The organism is Actinophytocola sp. KF-1, assembly GCF_054661535.1.
On sequence record NZ_BAAFVK010000010.1, the window covers coordinates 58,088 to 74,382 of the forward strand.

General features: G+C 71.6%; 15 protein-coding genes and 1 pseudogene. 7 read left to right on the forward strand and 9 right to left on the reverse strand.

All coding sequences use genetic code 11. From position 1 onward, the window contains the following. Position 1: 1 nt before the first annotated feature. Positions 2-1,279, reverse strand: a complete 1,278-nt coding sequence (locus tag ACYQ77_RS28390) for an Nramp family divalent metal transporter (RefSeq protein ID WP_459716563.1) — start codon at positions 1,277-1,279, stop codon at positions 2-4. 71 nt (positions 1,280-1,350) lie between these two features. On the opposite strand from ACYQ77_RS28390, the gene ACYQ77_RS28395 reads away from it, so the two are divergent. The 3 genes from ACYQ77_RS28395 to ACYQ77_RS28405 are packed head-to-tail and all read left to right on the forward strand — an operon-like array spanning position 1,351 to position 4,321. Beyond that, positions 1,351-2,004, forward strand: a complete 654-nt coding sequence (locus tag ACYQ77_RS28395; RefSeq protein WP_459716565.1) for a response regulator transcription factor — start codon at positions 1,351-1,353, stop codon at positions 2,002-2,004. Next, on the forward strand, positions 2,004-3,350 hold the full coding sequence (locus ACYQ77_RS28400) for a sensor histidine kinase (protein WP_459716566.1): 1,347 nt from the start codon (positions 2,004-2,006) through the stop codon (positions 3,348-3,350). The genes ACYQ77_RS28395 and ACYQ77_RS28400 overlap by 1 nt, the downstream gene beginning before the upstream one ends. A 53-nt stretch (positions 3,351-3,403) precedes the next feature. Next, positions 3,404-4,321, forward strand: coding sequence for a TAXI family TRAP transporter solute-binding subunit (locus tag ACYQ77_RS28405; protein ID WP_459716568.1), 918 nt, complete (start codon positions 3,404-3,406; stop codon positions 4,319-4,321). Here ACYQ77_RS28405 and ACYQ77_RS28410 read toward each other — a convergent pair whose 3' ends face one another. From ACYQ77_RS28410 to ACYQ77_RS28445, 8 genes and pseudogenes are all read right to left on the reverse strand, one after another. Beyond that, positions 4,322-4,861 carry a hypothetical protein gene (locus tag ACYQ77_RS28410; protein ID WP_459716569.1) on the reverse strand — a complete coding sequence of 180 codons (540 nt, stop codon included), beginning with the start codon at positions 4,859-4,861 and terminating at the stop codon, positions 4,322-4,324. It lies immediately after the preceding gene. Positions 4,862-4,968: 107 nt separating this feature from the next. After that, a complete protein-coding gene (locus ACYQ77_RS28415) occupies positions 4,969-5,811 on the reverse strand; it encodes a transglutaminase family protein (protein WP_459716571.1) in 843 nt (280 codons plus the stop codon). Next, positions 5,808-6,755, reverse strand: a complete 948-nt coding sequence (locus ACYQ77_RS28420) for an alpha-E domain-containing protein (protein WP_459716572.1) — start codon at positions 6,753-6,755, stop codon at positions 5,808-5,810. The genes ACYQ77_RS28415 and ACYQ77_RS28420 overlap by 4 nt, the downstream gene beginning before the upstream one ends. Further along, positions 6,742-8,370: a circularly permuted type 2 ATP-grasp protein gene (locus tag ACYQ77_RS28425; RefSeq protein WP_459716574.1), complete on the reverse strand. Its 1,629-nt coding sequence runs from the start codon at positions 8,368-8,370 to the stop codon at positions 6,742-6,744. Before ACYQ77_RS28425 ends, ACYQ77_RS28420 begins: the two co-directional genes overlap by 14 nt. A 13-nt stretch (positions 8,371-8,383) precedes the next feature. Beyond that, positions 8,384-9,220 (reverse strand): EamA family transporter, encoded by an 837-nt coding sequence (locus tag ACYQ77_RS28430; protein ID WP_459716576.1) that lies wholly within the window; start codon positions 9,218-9,220, stop codon positions 8,384-8,386. A 15-nt stretch (positions 9,221-9,235) separates the two neighbouring features. Further along, positions 9,236-10,081: pseudogene (locus ACYQ77_RS28435) on the reverse strand (formate/nitrite transporter family protein). Positions 10,082-10,193: 112 nt separating this feature from the next. After that, positions 10,194-11,762: a hypothetical protein gene (locus ACYQ77_RS28440; RefSeq protein WP_459716578.1), complete on the reverse strand. Its 1,569-nt coding sequence runs from the start codon at positions 11,760-11,762 to the stop codon at positions 10,194-10,196. Beyond that, on the reverse strand, positions 11,747-12,502 hold the full coding sequence (locus ACYQ77_RS28445; RefSeq protein ID WP_459716579.1) for an ABC transporter ATP-binding protein: 756 nt from the start codon (positions 12,500-12,502) through the stop codon (positions 11,747-11,749). The genes ACYQ77_RS28440 and ACYQ77_RS28445 overlap by 16 nt, the downstream gene beginning before the upstream one ends. Before the next feature lie 62 nt (positions 12,503-12,564). Between ACYQ77_RS28445 and ACYQ77_RS28450 the strand changes: the two genes are divergently transcribed. The 4 genes from ACYQ77_RS28450 (at position 12,565) to rpsT (ending at position 15,542) form a co-directional block, all read left to right on the forward strand. Beyond that, positions 12,565-13,512 carry an SPFH domain-containing protein gene (locus ACYQ77_RS28450; protein ID WP_459716581.1) on the forward strand — a complete coding sequence of 316 codons (948 nt, stop codon included), beginning with the start codon at positions 12,565-12,567 and terminating at the stop codon, positions 13,510-13,512. Between the two features lie 4 nt (positions 13,513-13,516). Next, positions 13,517-13,780, forward strand: a complete 264-nt coding sequence (locus ACYQ77_RS28455) for a type II toxin-antitoxin system antitoxin (protein ID WP_459716582.1) — start codon at positions 13,517-13,519, stop codon at positions 13,778-13,780. After that, positions 13,777-15,153, forward strand: coding sequence for an AAA family ATPase (locus tag ACYQ77_RS28460; protein WP_459716583.1), 1,377 nt, complete (start codon positions 13,777-13,779; stop codon positions 15,151-15,153). Before ACYQ77_RS28455 ends, ACYQ77_RS28460 begins: the two co-directional genes overlap by 4 nt. Before the next feature lie 128 nt (positions 15,154-15,281). Further along, the gene (rpsT, locus tag ACYQ77_RS28465; protein ID WP_459716585.1) at positions 15,282-15,542 is read left to right on the forward strand and encodes a 30S ribosomal protein S20; all 261 of its coding nucleotides are present in this window, start codon (positions 15,282-15,284) and stop codon (positions 15,540-15,542) included. Positions 15,543-16,295: the final 753 nt, after the last annotated feature.

Genomic DNA, 16,295 nt, shown 5'->3' on the forward strand with positions numbered 1-16,295 from the left:
CCTACTCGAACAGGCCTGCGATCTGGTCGTAGGCGAGGTAGACGAACAACACCACGCACGCGACCAGCACCGTGTTCGACAACCACCGCGACCGGCCGTCCGCGGTCACCCGCCGCGAGTTGAGCAGCACCAGCAACGTCCCCGCGAGGAACGGCATGAACAACGCGCCGAGCGCGCCATAGGCGACGGTCAGCTGGAACGGCTGGTCGAGGAACAGCAGCACCATCGGCGGGAACGTCAGCCACAGCACGTACCCGCGGTAGGCACGACTGCCCTCCAGCTGCCCGTTCGCCACCTTCTCGTCCACCCGGTCGGCGGGTGCCCGCAGCGTCCGCCACCAGTCCGCGAACAGGAGGCTCACGCCGTTCCACACGCCGATCACCGACGTGAACGACACCGCGAAGAACCCGACGAGGAACGGGATCCTGGCCCACTCCCCGTAGTCGGCGGCGAGCGTGTCGCCGAGGTTCAGCAACCCCTTGTCGCCGGTGACCACCTCGTGACCCTGCAACAACTCCGCGCCGACGACCAGCATCGCGATCACGAACACACCGGTCGTGACGTAGCCGACCGCGTTGTCGGTGCGCATCATCGGCAGCCACGACGGGCCGCGCCAGCCCTTCGCGATCGTCCAGTACCCGTAGGCGGCCATCGTGATCGTGCCGCCGACACCGCCGATCAGGCCGAGCACGTACACGAGCGAGCCGTCCGGCAGCCGCGGCACGAGTCCCCACGCGACGTCCCCCAGGTGCGGGGTCACGAGGATCGCCGTGCCGACGACCGTCACGAACATGACGCCGATGAAGACCGTCATGACCTTCTCGAGCAGCGCGTACCGGCCGTACCAGACGAGGAGGAACCCGGCGAGGCCGCACAGCATCGCCCAGTACCGGACCGACAGGAACGGGAACATCGCGTTCAGCGGCAGACCGGACGCCGACATCGCGGTGGCGCCGTACACGAAGCCCCACACGACGGCGTACACGCCGAAGTACCACAGCGCCCACTTGCCGAGGGTGCGCCAGCCGGACAGGATCGTCTGCCCCGACGTCAGGTGCCAGCGGCCGACCGCCTCGCCGAGCGCCAGCTTGAACGCCGTGCCGATGATCACCGCCCACAGGAGCGTGTACCCGTACTTGGAACCGGCGACCATCGTCGCCACCAGGTCCCCCGCGCCGACGCCGGTCGCGGCGGCCATGATGCCGGGGCCGATCTGCTTGAGCCGGGCGCGCCAGTCCTCGGGCGCGGCCACCACTTTGTGGTCCACTTCACTCGACATGGCGAGAACGTAACCTCGGTGCACGAGCAGGCCCGCCAGACTTAACGCTCGCTTAGGAAAGAGGTCGCCCGGTGAAGGTCCTGGTCGTCGAGGACGATGACGGTGTCGCGAACGCGGTCGTCGGCGCCCTCGGCGCGCACGGGCACCTGACCGAGCGGCTCACGCGCGGCGAGGACGCGCTGACCCGCCACCACGACGCCGACCTGGTGCTGCTCGACCTCGGTCTGCCCGATGTGGACGGCCTGGAGGTGCTGCGGAAGCTGCGCAGGGTGGCGACCACGCCGGTGATCGTGCTGACCGCACGCGGCGACGAGCGGTCCGTGGTGCGCGGCCTGCACCTCGGCGCCGACGACTACCTGGTCAAGCCCGTGCGGCTCGCCGAGCTGCTGGCCCGCATCCACGCGGTGACCCGCCGCGCCCGGCCTGCCGGGGAGCCCGCGGTGGTGCGCGTGCGGGACCTGGAGATCGACCTCGACGCCCGCCGCGTGACCGCCGGGGACGGCGAGATCGAGCTGACCGCGAAGGAGTTCGACATCCTCGCCGTCCTCGCCCGCAACCACGGCGTGGCGGTCAGCAGGCAGCGGCTGCTGGACGAGGTGTGGGGCGACGCGTACCTGGCGGTGTCCCGGTCGCTCGACGTGCACCTGACGGGCCTGCGTGCGAAGCTCGCCCGGCCCGGCCTGGTCGCGACCATCCGCGGCTTCGGGTTCCGGCTGGAGGACTGATGCGGCGGCGGTTGCTGGCGGTGCTGCTGGCGTTCGCGGTGGTCGCGGTCGCCGGGTTCGCGGTGCCGCTGCTGCTGTCGACCGCCGCCAACCGGACCCAGCAGTTCGTGCTGTCCCGCACCGCGGACGCGGCCCGGTTCGCCGCGCTGGCGCAGGAGAACCGCGCGCAACTGGTCACCGAGGTCCGCGCGCACACGACCCTGTACGGCGACGGCGTGGTCGTCGTGGACACCCGCCGCCGGGTCGTCATCGAGGCCGGCATGCGGGCCACGGACCCGGACGTGGCCGCCGCCGTCGACGCCGCCCTGCGCAACCAGCCCCGGCAGGCACCCCACGACCTGCGCCCGTGGTCGGCGGGCAGTGTGCTGTTCGCGCAGGCCGTCGGCACGGGCACCAGCGTCACCGGTGCGGTCGTGCTGCGGTCGTCGGTGGCGAACGCCGTGGCGGACATCCGGTTCCGCTGGGGCGTCGTGCTGCTGGCGGCACTGCTCGCCGCCGCCGCGTGCGTGCTGCTCGTGCTGCGGATCGCGAGCTGGCTGCTGCGGCCGGTCGCACAACTGGCCGACGGTGTGCACGCCGTGGCGGCGGGCCGCGAACGCACCCACGTCGACGTGGCCACCGGCCCGCCCGAGCTGCGCGGGCTCGCCGAGGAGTTCAACCAGATGTCCGACGCGCTCGCCGAATCCGCGGGCAGGCAACGGCAACTCGTCGCGGACGCCTCCCACCAGCTGCGCAACCCGCTCGCCGCGCTGCGGTTGCGCATCGACACGCTCGCCGCCACCGACCCCGCCTACGACCCGATGGTCCGCGAACTCGACCGCCTGGAAGCACTGCTGGACGGCATGCTGACCCTCGCGTCGGCGGACAGCATGGCCACCGACCTCGCCGCGGCCGCCACCGACGCGACCTGCGACGCGGCCGCCGTGCTGGCCGACCGCGTCGAGGCGTGGCATGAAGCAGCCGACGCGGCCGCCGTGCGCCTCGAAGGAACGACCCCGGCGGCGCTTCCCGTGCGCTGCACGGAATCCGAGCTGGCCCAGGTGCTGGACGTCGTGCTGGACAACGCCATCAAGTACGCGGGCGAGGGCGCAACCGTCCGCTGGCGCCACCGCCGCACCGACAGCGAGACCACGCTGACCATCGACGACAACGGCCCGGGTGTGCCGCGAGAACACCTGCGGCGCCTCACGGAACGGTTCTGGCGCGCCGCCACCACGACTCCCGGCTCCGGCCTGGGCCTCGCCATCGCGGAACGCCTGACCACCGCCCACGGCGGCCACCTCACCGTCCGCGGCGGTGACCGCGGCGGGCTGGCCGTCGACATCACCCTCCGGACCGCGCCATGACCTGTGGACAACCCGGCGCCGCACGCCGGGAACTGTCGTACCCCTCCGGTAGCGTGGCACCCGGGGGCCGGAGGCCGACCCGCCGCGCGTTCCTGATCGCCACCGCCCTCCTCGCGACGGCGTGCACCGACAGTCCACAGCAGACGCTCCGGATCGCGGCGGGCGAGCCCGGCGGCTTCTACAAGGAGTTCGCCGACCTGCTCGCCGCCGAGACGACGGCGACGGTCATCGGCACCACCGGCTCGGTCGAGAACCTGACGCTCGTCAGCGACGGCGGGGCCGACCTCGCCCTCACCCTCGCCGACGCCGCGTCCGCCGCCTACGCGGGCCGGCCCCCGTTCACCACCCCCGTCCCGCTCCGCGCGCTCGGCCGCGTCTACGAGAACTACATGCAGCTCGTCGTGCCCGAGGACAGCCCGGTGGAGTCCGTCACCGACCTCGCAGGCGCGCGGATCTCGCTGGGCGCCGAGGGTTCCGGCGCCGCCCTGTTCGGCGACCGGCTGGTCGCCGCCTCCGGCATCACCGTCGACGTCGACCACCACCCGCTCGCCGGCGCCGTCGCCGAGCTCGCCGCGGGCACCGTCGACGCCATCCTGTGGTCGGGTGGGGTGCCGACGCCCGCGCTCGCGGACCTCGACCGCCGCCGCCCGATCCGGCTCGTCGACCTCACCGACCAGCTCCCCGCGCTGCAGGCCGCGTACGGCGCCGGGTACGAGCGGGTCACGGTCCCCGACGGCGGCTACGGCAGGCCCGTCGACACCATCGGGGTGCCGAACCTGCTGGTCAGCCACCGCGACCTGGCCGCGGACACCGCGGCGGCGGTCGTGCGCGTGCTGGTCACCCGCGCGTCCCGGCTGGTGCCGCCGCAGGCACTCGGCACGCAGTACCTCGACCAGCGCTCGCTCATCGCGACCGCGCCACTGCCGATGCACCCCGGTGCCGCGGCGGCCTACCGCGAACTGCGCGGGTAGTTACTTCCAGCCGAGGTCGGTCAGGTCGAGCAGCACGGTCGCCGTGTGCTTGTCCCCCGACTTCGGCGCGACGACGAGCACCTCCTCGTCCTTCGCCACCGACCCGATCTCGTCCTTGTCGGCCCTGACCTTCGTGTCCCCGTTCACCACGTACGCGGTCGTGAACCCGTCGCTGCTCTTCACGGTCACCCCGGTCGCGCTGACCGACGTCACCGCGCCCCGCTGCACCTGGACCGTCTGCGTGCCGCCGCCTTCCTTCGACAGCACCACCTCGCCGTGCAGGATGCCGTCGACGTCGGCGCCCAGCACGTCGCCGAACCCGCCGCCGAACCCGCCCATCCACGGCCCGCCGCCACCACGCCACGGACCGTGCCAGTCGTCGTCGTCCGCCGTGGGCGCGGACGACGTGGGCCGCGCGCCCGCGTTCGTGTCGTCACCGGACGCCGAAGCGATGCCGATCGCGCCGATGCTCACCGCACCGACGACCGCGATCGCCGCCCCCGCCCGCCAGAGAAACCGCCGGTTGTCGCTCTCAGTCATGTCTCCATGGTCGGCGGCACGACGTGGAAAAGCGTCGGACCGGCGGGCCGATCTCCCCTACGCGCGGAGCGGTAGAACCTACCGGCGCCGTACTCCGCCGGGAGTACTCAGGCGAGCCGCGTCACCTCGACCGACACCTCTATGGCCGTCGCCGCGCCGCCCGAGTACGTGCCCTTCACCGGTGACACGTCCGCGTAGTCCCGCCCGCTCGCCACCCAGATGTGCCGCGGCCCGATCTCGATGTCGTTGGTCGGGTCGAAGCCCCACCAGTCGCCGGTCCACGCCTGGATCCACGCGTGGCTCTCGCCGTTGACGGTCTCGCCGATCGCCGCGTCCGGTTTGGTGTGCAGGTAGCCCGACACGTACCGGCCGGGGATGCCGATCGACCGCAGCAACGCGAGCGTCAGGTGCGCGTAGTCCTGGCACACGCCTTCCCGCGCCTGCCACGCGTCGACCGCCGAGGAGTGCACCCCGGTCGTGCCGCGCTGGTAGGTCAGCTTGTCGTGCACCCACTCCGACACGGCGAGCACCGCGTCGACCGGTCTGCGCCCCTTGCGCAGTTCGCGGGCGACCGCGGCCAGCTCCCGGTGCTTCGGCACGTACTCGGTCCACTCCAGGTACTCGGCGTACCGGTCGATCACCTCCGACGACCGCAGCTCGGCCCAGCTGACACCGTCGCCCGGCGCGCCGCCGTCGCCGGTCTCCACCACCGACGACGACACGATCTTCAGCTCGGTGTGCGGGGCGTGCAGGTCGAACGCGGTGACCTCGGTGCCCCAGTAGTCGGTGTACCGGTAGGTCCTGGTCGGCGGCGTCGTCTCGACGCGGCTGACGACGAGGTTCTGCCACCGGTTGTTGCGTGGCGTGAGCCGGGCCTCGTTGTAGGACTGGGTGACCGGCGCCGCGTACCGGTACCCGGTCGTGTGCACGACCCTGACACGCCAGTTCACAGCGAGACCCCCGCGTTCGTCCACGCCACCCACGGCACGGAGTGGAAGTACTGCAGCGCAACGGCTTCGCCCACGTCACGCACCGTCTTCTGCAGCGACGCCAGCCGGCCGGGCAAGTCGTCGAGCAACTCCTCGGGACGCAGGAACTCCAGGTCGCTGCGTGCCTTGCCCAGCAACCGGATCGCCTCCGCCTTGGCGCCGACGCGCACGGTCGGCCGCAGGTCCAGTTGCTCCAGACAGGACTCGGCCTGCCGCAGCGCGTAGAACACCGAACGCGGGAAGAGCCGGTCCAGCAACAGGAACTGCACCACGCGGCTCACGTCCAGCGCGCCGCGGTAGGTGCGGAGGTACGTGTCGTGCGCGCCCGCGGACCGCAACACCGTCACCCAGCCCGGCGACGACGGCTTGTCCCCCACGCGCGACAGCAGCAGCCGCACGATCATGTCGACCCGCTCGACGGACCGGCCCAGCACGAGGAACCGCCACCCGTCGTCGCGGCTCATCGTCGAGTCGGCGAGCCCGGCGAACATCGCGGCCCGTTCCTCGACGAACGAGAAGAACTCGTGCGGGCCGAGGCGCTTCGCGGCGCGCTGCCGTTCGGGCACCGCGTTCCACATCGCGTTGATGCACTCCCACAGCTCGGTCGACACGACCTCCCGCGCGACGCGGGTGTTCTCGCGTGCGCTCGAGATCGACGACACGATCGAACCGGCGTGGTCGCGGGAGAACGCGACGAGGTCGGTCAGCGGCCGCACGTCGAGCGGCTGGCCGTCGGGCGGGGTGATGCCGAGGACGCCGAGGAGCTGGCGGCTGGTCGCGTCGGCGTCGACCGTCGCGTCCTCGAGGAGGTGGTGGACGGACACGTCGAGGATGCGTGCCGTGTCGTCGGCGCGCTCCACGTAGCGGCCGATCCAGTACAGCGACTCCGCGTTACGGGCGAGCACCGTCCACCCCCTGCTGCTGTTGCTGTTGTTGCTGCTGCTGGCCGGTGGTCAGCTCCGGCCCGCGTTCCGGCGCGACCTCCGCAACCGTTTGCGCCTCCCCGAGCCCGGTACCGGCCAGCTCGGCGTCCGCCGTGGACGACCGGGGCGCGAGGATCCACGTGTCCTTGGACCCGCCGCCCTGCGACGAGTTCACGACGAGACTGCCCTCGGGGATCGCCACCCTGGTCAGGCCGCCGGGCAGCACGAACACCGAGTTGCCGTCGTTCACCGCGAACGGCCGCAGGTCGACGTGCCGGGGCCGCAGCTTCTGGCCGACCTTGGTGGGCACGGTCGACAGCTGCACCACCGGCTGCGCGATCCAGCCGCGCGGGTTGGCGCGGATGCGGCGGCGCAACGCGGTCAGCTCCCGGGCGTTCGCGTTGGGGCCGAACACGATGCCGTAGCCGCCGGACCCCTCCACCGGTTTCACGACCAGCTCGGCGAGCCGGTCCATCACCTGCTGCTGCTCGTCGGGCAGCCAGCAGCGGAACGTGTCCACGTTGGGCAGCAGCATGCTCTCGCCCAGGTAGTACTTCAGGATGTCCGGCAGGTAGGTGTAGACGAGCTTGTCGTCGGCGACCCCGTTGCCGACCGCGTTGGCGATCACCACGTTGCCCGCGCGGGCCGCGTTGAGCAGGCCCGCGACGCCCAGCACGGAGTCGGGCCGGAACTGGACGGGGTCGAGGAAGTCGTCGTCGATGCGCCGGTAGATCACGTCGACGACCTGCTCGCCCTGCGTGGTGCGCATGTAGACGGTGTTGTCGCGGCAGAACAGGTCGCGCCCCTCGACCAGCTCGACGCCCATCTGGCGGGCGAGCAGCGAGTGTTCGAAGTAGGCGGAGTTGTGCACGCCCGGGGTGAGCACGACGACGTTGGGGTCGGCGACGTTCGCGGCGGCCGCGGCACGCAACGCCCGCAGCAGGTGCACGGCGTAGTCGCCGACCGCGCGGACCCGGTGCTTGGCGAACAGGTCGGGGAAGACCCGCGCCATGGTCCGCCGGTTCTCCATCACGTAGGACACGCCCGACGGGCTGCGCAGGTTGTCCTCCAGCACGCGGAACACGCCGTCCTCGTCGCGGACGACGTCGACCCCGGCGACGTGGATGCGCACCCCGTTCGGCGGGACCAGCCGGGCGGCCTGGCGGTGGAAGTGGGCACAGGAGGTGATCAGGCGTTTCGGCAGCACGCCGTCGCGGACGATCTGCTGGTCGCCGTAGATGTCGGCGAGGAACGCCTCGAGCGCCTTGACCCGCTGCACGATGCCGCGTTCCAGCCTGGCCCACTCCGACGCGGCGATCACCCGGGGGATCAGGTCCAGCGGGAAGGGACGCTCCTGTCCGGACAGCGAGAACGTGATGCCCTGGTCGACGAGTGCCCGGTCGAGTGCCTCGGCCCGGGCGCTCAGCTCGGCGGGCGCGGAACGCGCGAGCTGGTCGTGGAGCCGCCGGTAGGCCTGCCGGACCGTGCCGTCGGAGGCGAACATCTCGTCGTAGGCGCCCGCGTGCGGCCGCTTCGGGTCGAGGTAGCCGTCGAACAGCCCGGCGGGTGACGTGCTTGTCCGGGTTGATCTCTCCATCAGCAGAAACTACTCAGCTGACCGCGATCGCCGCCACCCCCGCGAGGACGATCACAGCGCCGGTCAGCCTGCGCAGCGGGTTCGGTTCGCCGAGCAGCAACCACGCGCCGAGGCTGCCGACCACGATGGACAGCTCCCGCGCGGGCGCCACCAGGCTGACCGGCGCGAGCCGCATCGCGAACAGCACGAGCACGTAGGCCAGCGGGGAGAGGATCGCGACGGCGAGCACCGGCGCCCGGTGGTCGCGCCAGATCCGCGCCACCGTGTCGCGGCGGGCCATGGCGTAGGGCGCGAGCAGCACCGACTCGACGAGCGCGGAACCGCACATGAGCAGCACCGGCGGCGTGGCGAGCGCGGTGACGGCGTGGGCGTCCCACAGCGTGTAGGTGGCGATGAGCGAGCCGGTCGCGAGCCCGTACCCGGCGCCGCTGCCGGTCCGCAGCCCGCCGATGACGAACACGCCCGCGACCACCCCGGCGGCACCCGCCAGCGCGACCGCGCCCGGCCGTTCCCCGAGCAACCAGACCGCCGCCACGACCGACAGCAGCGGCCCGGTCCCCCTGGCGAGCGGGTACACGACGGACAGGTCACCCGCCCGGTATCCCCGCTGCAGCAACACGAAGTACCCGAGGTGGATGACGCCGCTGACACCGAACGCGAGCCACCAGGACGCCGCCATCCCCTCCCGGACGACGATCACCGCCGCGAACGGCAGCTGGAACGCCAGGCCCACGACCGCGGCGAGCCACACGAAGAGCGCGCCGCCGTCGGGGACCCGTTTGGCGTAGAGGTTCCACCCGGCGTGCGCGACCGCGGCGCTGAGGACGAGCACGATCGCGACGGGGTGCACCACCCCACCCTGTCACTACCCGACGGTGCTCTTCACCGGGATTTCGACGTCCGTGCCGTTGCGGGAGGGCCCGGTCCGCGCGTGCGTCGCGTACATCGTCAGCCCGACGAACGACAGGCCGCCGACCAGGTTGCCGACCACCGTGGGGATCTCGTTCCAGACGAAGTAGTCGCCGAGCGAGAAGTCGCCGCCGAGCATCAGCCCGGACGGGAACAGGAACATGTTCACGATGGAGTGCTCGAATCCCATGTAGAAGAACACGAGGATCGGCATCCACATGGCGATCACCTTGCCCGACACGGACGTGGAGATCATCGCCGCGACGACGCCGGTGGAGACCATCCAGTTGCACAGCACACCGCGGATGAACAGGGTCAGCATCCCGGCCGCGCCGTGTTCGGCGTAGCCGACGGTCCGGCTCTCCCCGATCTCGCCGAGCCGCTGCCCGACCGCGTTCGGCTCCACCGTGAACGCGTAGGTGACGATCACGCCGATCATGAGCGCGACGACGAGCGCACCCGCGAAGTTGCCGACGAACACCAGCGTCCAGTTGCGCAGGACCGTGCGTAACCGCACGCCGGGCCGTTTGTCGATCAGCGCGAGGGGCACGAGCGTGAACACGCCGGTCAGCAGGTCGAAGCCCAGCAGGTAGAGCAGTCAGAACCCGACCGGGAACAACAGCGCGCCGACGAGCGCGTTGCCGGTCTGCACGGTGACGGTCACCGCGAACGCGGCGGAGAGCGCGAGGATCGCACCTGCCATGAACGCCCGGATGATGGTGTCACGCGTGGACATGAACGCCTTGGCCTCGCCGGCGTCGACCATCTTGCGGACGAGTTCGGCCGGGTTGACGTAGGACATGGGCGGTCGCTCCTTCGAGTCGGTGGCTCACACGGAACTTCGGTGATCCCGGCGTGACCGTTTACACCCCGCGACCAACCCGCGGAAGTCTTCCCCGGCTACCGGTGGTCACTCACACCCGCTTCGCCACCTGCCCCAGCACCTCGGGCCCGCGGGCCACGAGCCGCCGCACGGCGATCGCACCCCACCACCGGAAGGTCAGCACCCCGACCGCGACCCCGGCGGGCACCCCGAGCCACGACACCACCGGCTGGTCCGTGACCTGCCCGATCACCACCAGCGCCACGACGGGCAACGCGACGACGGCCAGCAGCAGACTGATCCCCAACTGCGTCAACGCGCGCACCAACCCGGGACTCCCACCCGCCGAGAAGGGACTGGCCCGCTGGTCGGGCATGGGGTAGGCGGTGAAGACGGACAGCACGACGACCAGCCCGGCACCCCCGCCGAGCAGGGCGGGCACCAACCCGAGCACCCAGGGGTAGGTCGCGGGATCGGACAGGGCGGGGAGGACGAGGGCGAGCAGCAACGCCACCGGCCCCACGACGAGCAGCCAGGCCACCTGCCGTCCGCGCACGTCGGCCCGTTCCGCGCCGGGCACGACGAGCGTGTGCCAGAGCGCGCTGCCGTCCATCCCGTACAGGTTGCCGGCCAGCAGGCAGCCGAACGCCACCATGGCCAGCCCACCGAACGCGGAGGGGGCGTCCTGGCCGCCCAGCATCGGCCCCACGGAGATCACGACCCCGACCAGCACGGTCGACAGCACGGCGACCCGCCTGCGAGCGTCCCGGGCCCAGGTCCGCAACTCCTTGCCGACCACGGCCCCGGTGGGTGTCGGGGGCAGCACCCCGCCGAAGGCCCGCCGCCGCACCGCACCCGCCGTCGAGGCGACCCTCGTGGCGCGCCGCACGAGCAGCACGCCCCACAACGCGAGCAGGGCGAGGTTCACCACGACCAGCCCGGCCACGCAGGCGAGCGCCACCGGCCAAGCGGAGGTCACCGCCACCGTGCCCCACCCGGACGGCGACCAGCGCAGCACCGCGGCCAGGACCGGGGACGTCCCGGCGACCAGCCCGGGCCCGAACGTCTGCACGAGCACGTTGACGACGAACCCGGACGACCCGGCCACGGCGGTCAGCAGGATGCCGAGGTCCCGCCCCCGCCGCGACCGCAGCACCGCGCCGAGCCCGGCCATCACGACCCGGGACAGCAGGACCACGAACACCAGCTGCAGCGGCGCGACCACGACGGCGACCAGCACGTGCGCCCCGTCGGCGTGCAGCAGCAACCCGAGGAACGCCACCCCGGTCACGATCGCGGGCACCCCGACGAACGCGGCCCCCAGCAGCCCGGCGGCGAGCTGCCGCGGTGACAACGGGAGGAGCGTGAAGTGCTCGGGCCGCAACGTCTCGTCCCCGCCTCCGGACAGCAGCGGCGCGAACAACCACCCGACGGTCCACATGAGGTAGACGGCGGCGAGCACGTCGCTCGAGTGGTCGAACGACACCCCGGCGACGACGAGCGTCCCGCCCGCGGCCACCATCCCCGCGAGGAAGCCGAGCCCGGTCGCGATCGCCTGCTTGCCCCGCAACGAGTGCCGCAGCACCCGCCACCGCATCCGGACCAGCACGCCGACGACGCCCCGTCCCGCGGGCGCGCCCCTCGTCACGTCGCCAGCCACGACAGCCCCTCCCCGCCACCGGTCCGCCCGCCCACGATGTGCACGAACGCCTCCTCCAGGCTCGTCGCCCCGCGCACGACGTCCACCGGCCCGGCCGCGACCACCCGGCCCCGCGTGATCACCGCGACGTGCGTGCACAACTGCTCGACCAGGGCCATCACGTGGCTGGACAGCACCACGGCACCGCCCGAGGCCACGAACCGCTGCAGGATCGTCCGGATCGTCGAGGCCGACACCGGGTCGACCGCCTCGAACGGCTCGTCGAGCACCAGCAGCCGCGGCGCGTGCAGCAGCGCGACGGCGAGCCCGATCTTCTTCCGCATGCCCGCCGAGTAGTCGATCACCAGCCGGTGCTGCGCGTCGGCCAGTTCGAGCACGGTGAGCAGCTCGTCGGCCCGCTCGGCGACCGTGGCCGCGGGCAGCCCCCGCAGCAGCCCCATGTACGTCAGCAGCTCGCGGCCGGTGAGCCGCTCCGGCATCGACATGCCGTCGGGCAGCACACCGATCAACGTCTTCGCGCGCAGCGGGTCCGCCCACACGTCGACGCCGAAGATCGTCGCGGTGCCGCCGTCGGGCCGCAGCAGCCCGACCGCCATCGACAGCGACGTCGTCTTGCCCGCGCCGTTGGGCCCGACCAGGCCGAAGAACGAGCCGGCCGGCACCACGAGGTCGATGTGGTCGACCGCGGTGGTCGTGCCGAAGGTCTTGTACAGCCGGGTCAGGCGCAGTGCCTCGCTCATGGCCTTGACAGTACGCTAAAGTGATATCACTTTGCTAGATGCGTGCCTCCGAGGGGACTGCCATGAACGCGACCGGACTCGTCGTCGACACACCACCCATGCCCACGCCGCACGTGCGCGAACGCGTCGCCTTCGGCAGCTCGGGACTCCCCGTGCTCGGCCTCGTCGTGCTCGCGTACCTCGGCGGCGCCGCGCTCCTCGTCATCGGCGTCCTCCGGCTGGCCGGTCCGGCGGACGACCCGCGCACGTCGGGCATCGTGCTGGTCGCGCTGTCCGCCGTGCTGGTCATCGGGGCGCTCATCCTCAACGTCGGCCTGATCATGGTGGCGCCCGGCGAGGCGCGGGTGCTGCAGTTCCTCGGCCGCTACGTCGGCACGGTGCGCACAGACGGCCTGCGGTTCGTCAACCCGTTCACGTTCCGGCGGCGCATCTCGACCAGGATCCGCAACCACGAGACGGCGGTGACCAAGGTCAACGACGCCGATGGCAACCCGATCGAGATCGCCGCCGTGGTGGTCTGGCGGATCACCGACACGGCCCGCGCGGTGTTCGAGGTCGACGACTACGACGAGTTCGTGACCATCCAGGCCGAGACCGCGGTCCGGCACATCGCGACCAGCTACCCGTACGACGCGCACGGCGTCGACCAGCTGTCGCTGCGCGAGAACGCCTCGGAGATCACCGAGAAGCTGTCCGCCGAGATCGCGGCCCGGGTCGAGGCGGCGGGCGTCGAGGTGATCGAATCACGCATCACGCACCTGGCGTACGCGTCGGAGATCGCGGGCGCGATGCTGCGCCGCCAGCAGGCGGGCGCGGTCGTGGCGGCACGGCAGCGCATCGTCGAGGGCGCGGTCGGCATGGTGCAGCTCGCACTGCAGGAACTGGCCGACCAGGACGTGGTCGACCTGGACGAGGAGCGCAAGGCGTCGATGGTGAGCAACCTGCTCGTGGTGCTGTGCTCGGACCGCGACACCCAGCCCGTCGTGAACACCGGTTCGCTGTACCACTGAGGCCGTGCCGGAGCGCAAGAAAGTCCTCCTGCGTCTGGATCCCGCGATCCACGACGCGATCGCCCGCTGGGCGGGAGACGAGCTGCGGAGCACCAACGCGCAGATCGAGTTCCTGCTCCGGCGGGCGCTGTCGCAGGCGGGGCGGCTGCCGGACAACGCGGGCAAGATGCCGAGGCGCGGCAGGCCCCCTAGGGAGGAACCCCTGGGCGAAACGGGTGAAGATCCCGGAAGCGCCGACGGCGGTGAACGGGGCACTGTGGAGGTGTGAACGTCACCGACGCACGTGAACTGGCCCTGTCCGTGAAGGCGGTGTTCGAGTCGGCGCGGCACGCTCTCGACGGCGCCGCCGACTCACCGCTGATCACGAGGATCACCGACCACCTCGGCTGCCCGCTCACCGAGGTCCCGAACGTCGCACTGCACCTGCCTGCGTTCGAGCACGCGAACCTGCAGCGCGGCGTGGACGCCTACCTCGCGGCACACACCCCCGGGGCGGCCTGGTTCGGGATCGCGGGCAACCGACGCTTCAACACGGTGGTCGACATGCTCGCCGAGGCGTCGGCCAACCGGCTCTACCAGCTCGGCGCGGTCGACTACACGACCGTAGCGACGGGCCCGGAGACGTCGACGGAGGCGGTCCAGCTCGGCCTGGTCTGCACGACGGCGCCGGACGGGACCCCGGTGGTCCTCGCCGTCCAGGGCGCGCAGGAGGACCGCGGCGAGGAGCGCTGCCACCTGCAGCTCCTGGCCGCGGACCGCGCCACGGCGGCGACGGTCCGCGAGGAGATCGAGCGGCTCATGCGAGAGCACGACCTCTTCCGCGGCAAGGTCCTCGCCTTCGGCACGAGCGAGCACCGGCACAACCAGCTGCTGACGTTCCTGCCGCGACCGGAACTGAACGCCGAGGACGTGGTCCTGCCGGACGGGGTGCTCACCGCCATCGAACGGCACGTCGTCCGCAGCGAGGAGCAGACCGAGGCGCTGAAGGCCCACGGGCAGCACCTCAAACGGGGGTTGCTCCTCTACGGGCCGCCGGGCACCGGCAAGACCCACACGGTCCGCTACCTGCTCAGCCGGGCGCCGGAGAGCACGGTGTTCGTGCTGAGCGGCATCGCGATGATCCGCTTCCTGCGGGCCACCACGTCGCTGGCGCGGCGGCTGGCCCCGTCGATCGTGGTGGTCGAGGACGTGGACCTGATCGCCCAGGACCGCACGGCGTCGATGGACGGCAACCCGGTCCTGTTCGAGCTGCTGAACGAGATGGACGGCATCGGTTCGGAGGCGGACGTGACGTTCGTCCTGACCACCAACCGCGTCGAGGCGATGGAGCGCGCCCTCACCGAGCGGCCGGGCCGCGTCGACCTGGCGGTCGAGGTCCCGAAGCCGGACGCCGAGTGCCGGGAACGCCTGCTCCGCCTGTACGCGAGGGCGACGACCCTGAACCTGCCCAGCGCGGACGAGGTGGTCGCGGCGACCGACGGCGTGACGGCGAGCTTCATCAAGGAGCTGGTCCGCCGAGCCGTCCTCCAGCAGGTCGAGGAGGGCAGCGAGGAGATGACGGAGGCGACGCTGAGCAAGGCCCTGGCGGAGCTGATGGACGAGCGGCAGGCGCTGACCAGGAGCATCCTGGGAGGCCGCTGAACGCCCCTGGTAGTCTCACGGGGTCGTGCCCGTGTGGCATTCCGCCCAGGAGGAAGCCCGCCGTCGCTGGTGGGGCCACCGCAGATGCGGCCACGACTTCCGTGATCTACATCGAGGAGCAGTCCCCCATGGCCAACATCAAGTCCCAGATCAAGCGGATCAAGACGAACGAGAAGGCGCGCCTGCGCAACAAGTCCGTCAAGTCCTCGGTGAAGACCGCGATCCGCAAGTTCCGCGAGGCCGCCGACGCCGGCGACAAGGCGAAGGCCACGGAGCTCCTGCAGGAGGCCAGCCGCAAGCTCGACAAGGCGGCCAGCAAGGGCGTGATCCACGCGAACCAGGCGGCGAACAAGAAGTCCGCCATGGCGAAGCGCGCGAACCAGCTCTGACCCAGAGCACCACGAAGGGCGCGCCGGCTGATGTCGGCGCGCCCTTCGCCATTTCTGCCCCACCCGAGTTGTCCACAGCCACCCGAGTTATCCACAGTTCACGATCAACCCCCGAAAATGTCACCCCCCACTGGTAGACTGGCAAGGCGGGTGGCCCCCGGGATCGGGTGGGGGTTGCCTACCGGCCGTTTCGGCGCTTGACCTGCGAAAACGCGCAATTCTCCTGGTTCACCGACAGCGATTCACACGGCCCGTTTGCTCGTCGTCGCCCGGGCATCGCGGACGGGAACACGTCGCTGATCCCGCCCACCGTCCGACCCGTGACGGTGCGGTTGACCCGGCGACACATCCCGCCCGCCACGTCGACGCAATCCACCCACAGCGCGTCGTCAAACCCCGCGACGCCCCGATCGACCCAGCGACACATCCCGCCCCCTACACCGACGCAATCCACCCACAGCGCGTCGCCAGACCCCGCGACGCCCCGATCGACCCAGCGACACATCCCGCCCCCTACACCGACGCAATCCACCCACAGCGCGTCATCAGACCCCGCGACGCCCCGGTCCATCCGGCGACGCATCCCGCCCGCTACGCCGACGCAATCCACCGACAGCGCGTCATCAGACCCGCCGCGATCCGGTTGACCCTGGGACATATCCCGTCCGCCACGCCAACGCAGTCCACCGACAGCGCGTCGTCAGGCCCGCGGCGACCCGGTCGACCCAGCGACACATCCCATCCGCTACGCCG

Bases quoted from the DNA above. Each gene is read 5' to 3' on its own strand.
- ACYQ77_RS28390 (WP_459716563.1), bottom strand. From the start codon at position 1,279: ATGTCGAGTGAAGTGGACCACAAAGTGGTGGCCGCGCCCGAGGACTGG.
- ACYQ77_RS28400 (WP_459716566.1), top strand. From the start codon at position 2,004: ATGCGGCGGCGGTTGCTGGCGGTGCTGCTGGCGTTCGCGGTGGTCGCG.
- ACYQ77_RS28410 (WP_459716569.1), bottom strand. From the start codon at position 4,861: ATGACTGAGAGCGACAACCGGCGGTTTCTCTGGCGGGCGGGGGCGGCG.
- ACYQ77_RS28425 (WP_459716574.1), bottom strand. From the start codon at position 8,370: ATGGAGAGATCAACCCGGACAAGCACGTCACCCGCCGGGCTGTTCGAC.
- ACYQ77_RS28445 (WP_459716579.1), bottom strand. From the start codon at position 12,502: ATGAGCGAGGCACTGCGCCTGACCCGGCTGTACAAGACCTTCGGCACG.
- ACYQ77_RS28450 (WP_459716581.1), top strand. From the start codon at position 12,565: ATGAACGCGACCGGACTCGTCGTCGACACACCACCCATGCCCACGCCG.
- rpsT (WP_459716585.1), top strand. From the start codon at position 15,282: ATGGCCAACATCAAGTCCCAGATCAAGCGGATCAAGACGAACGAGAAG.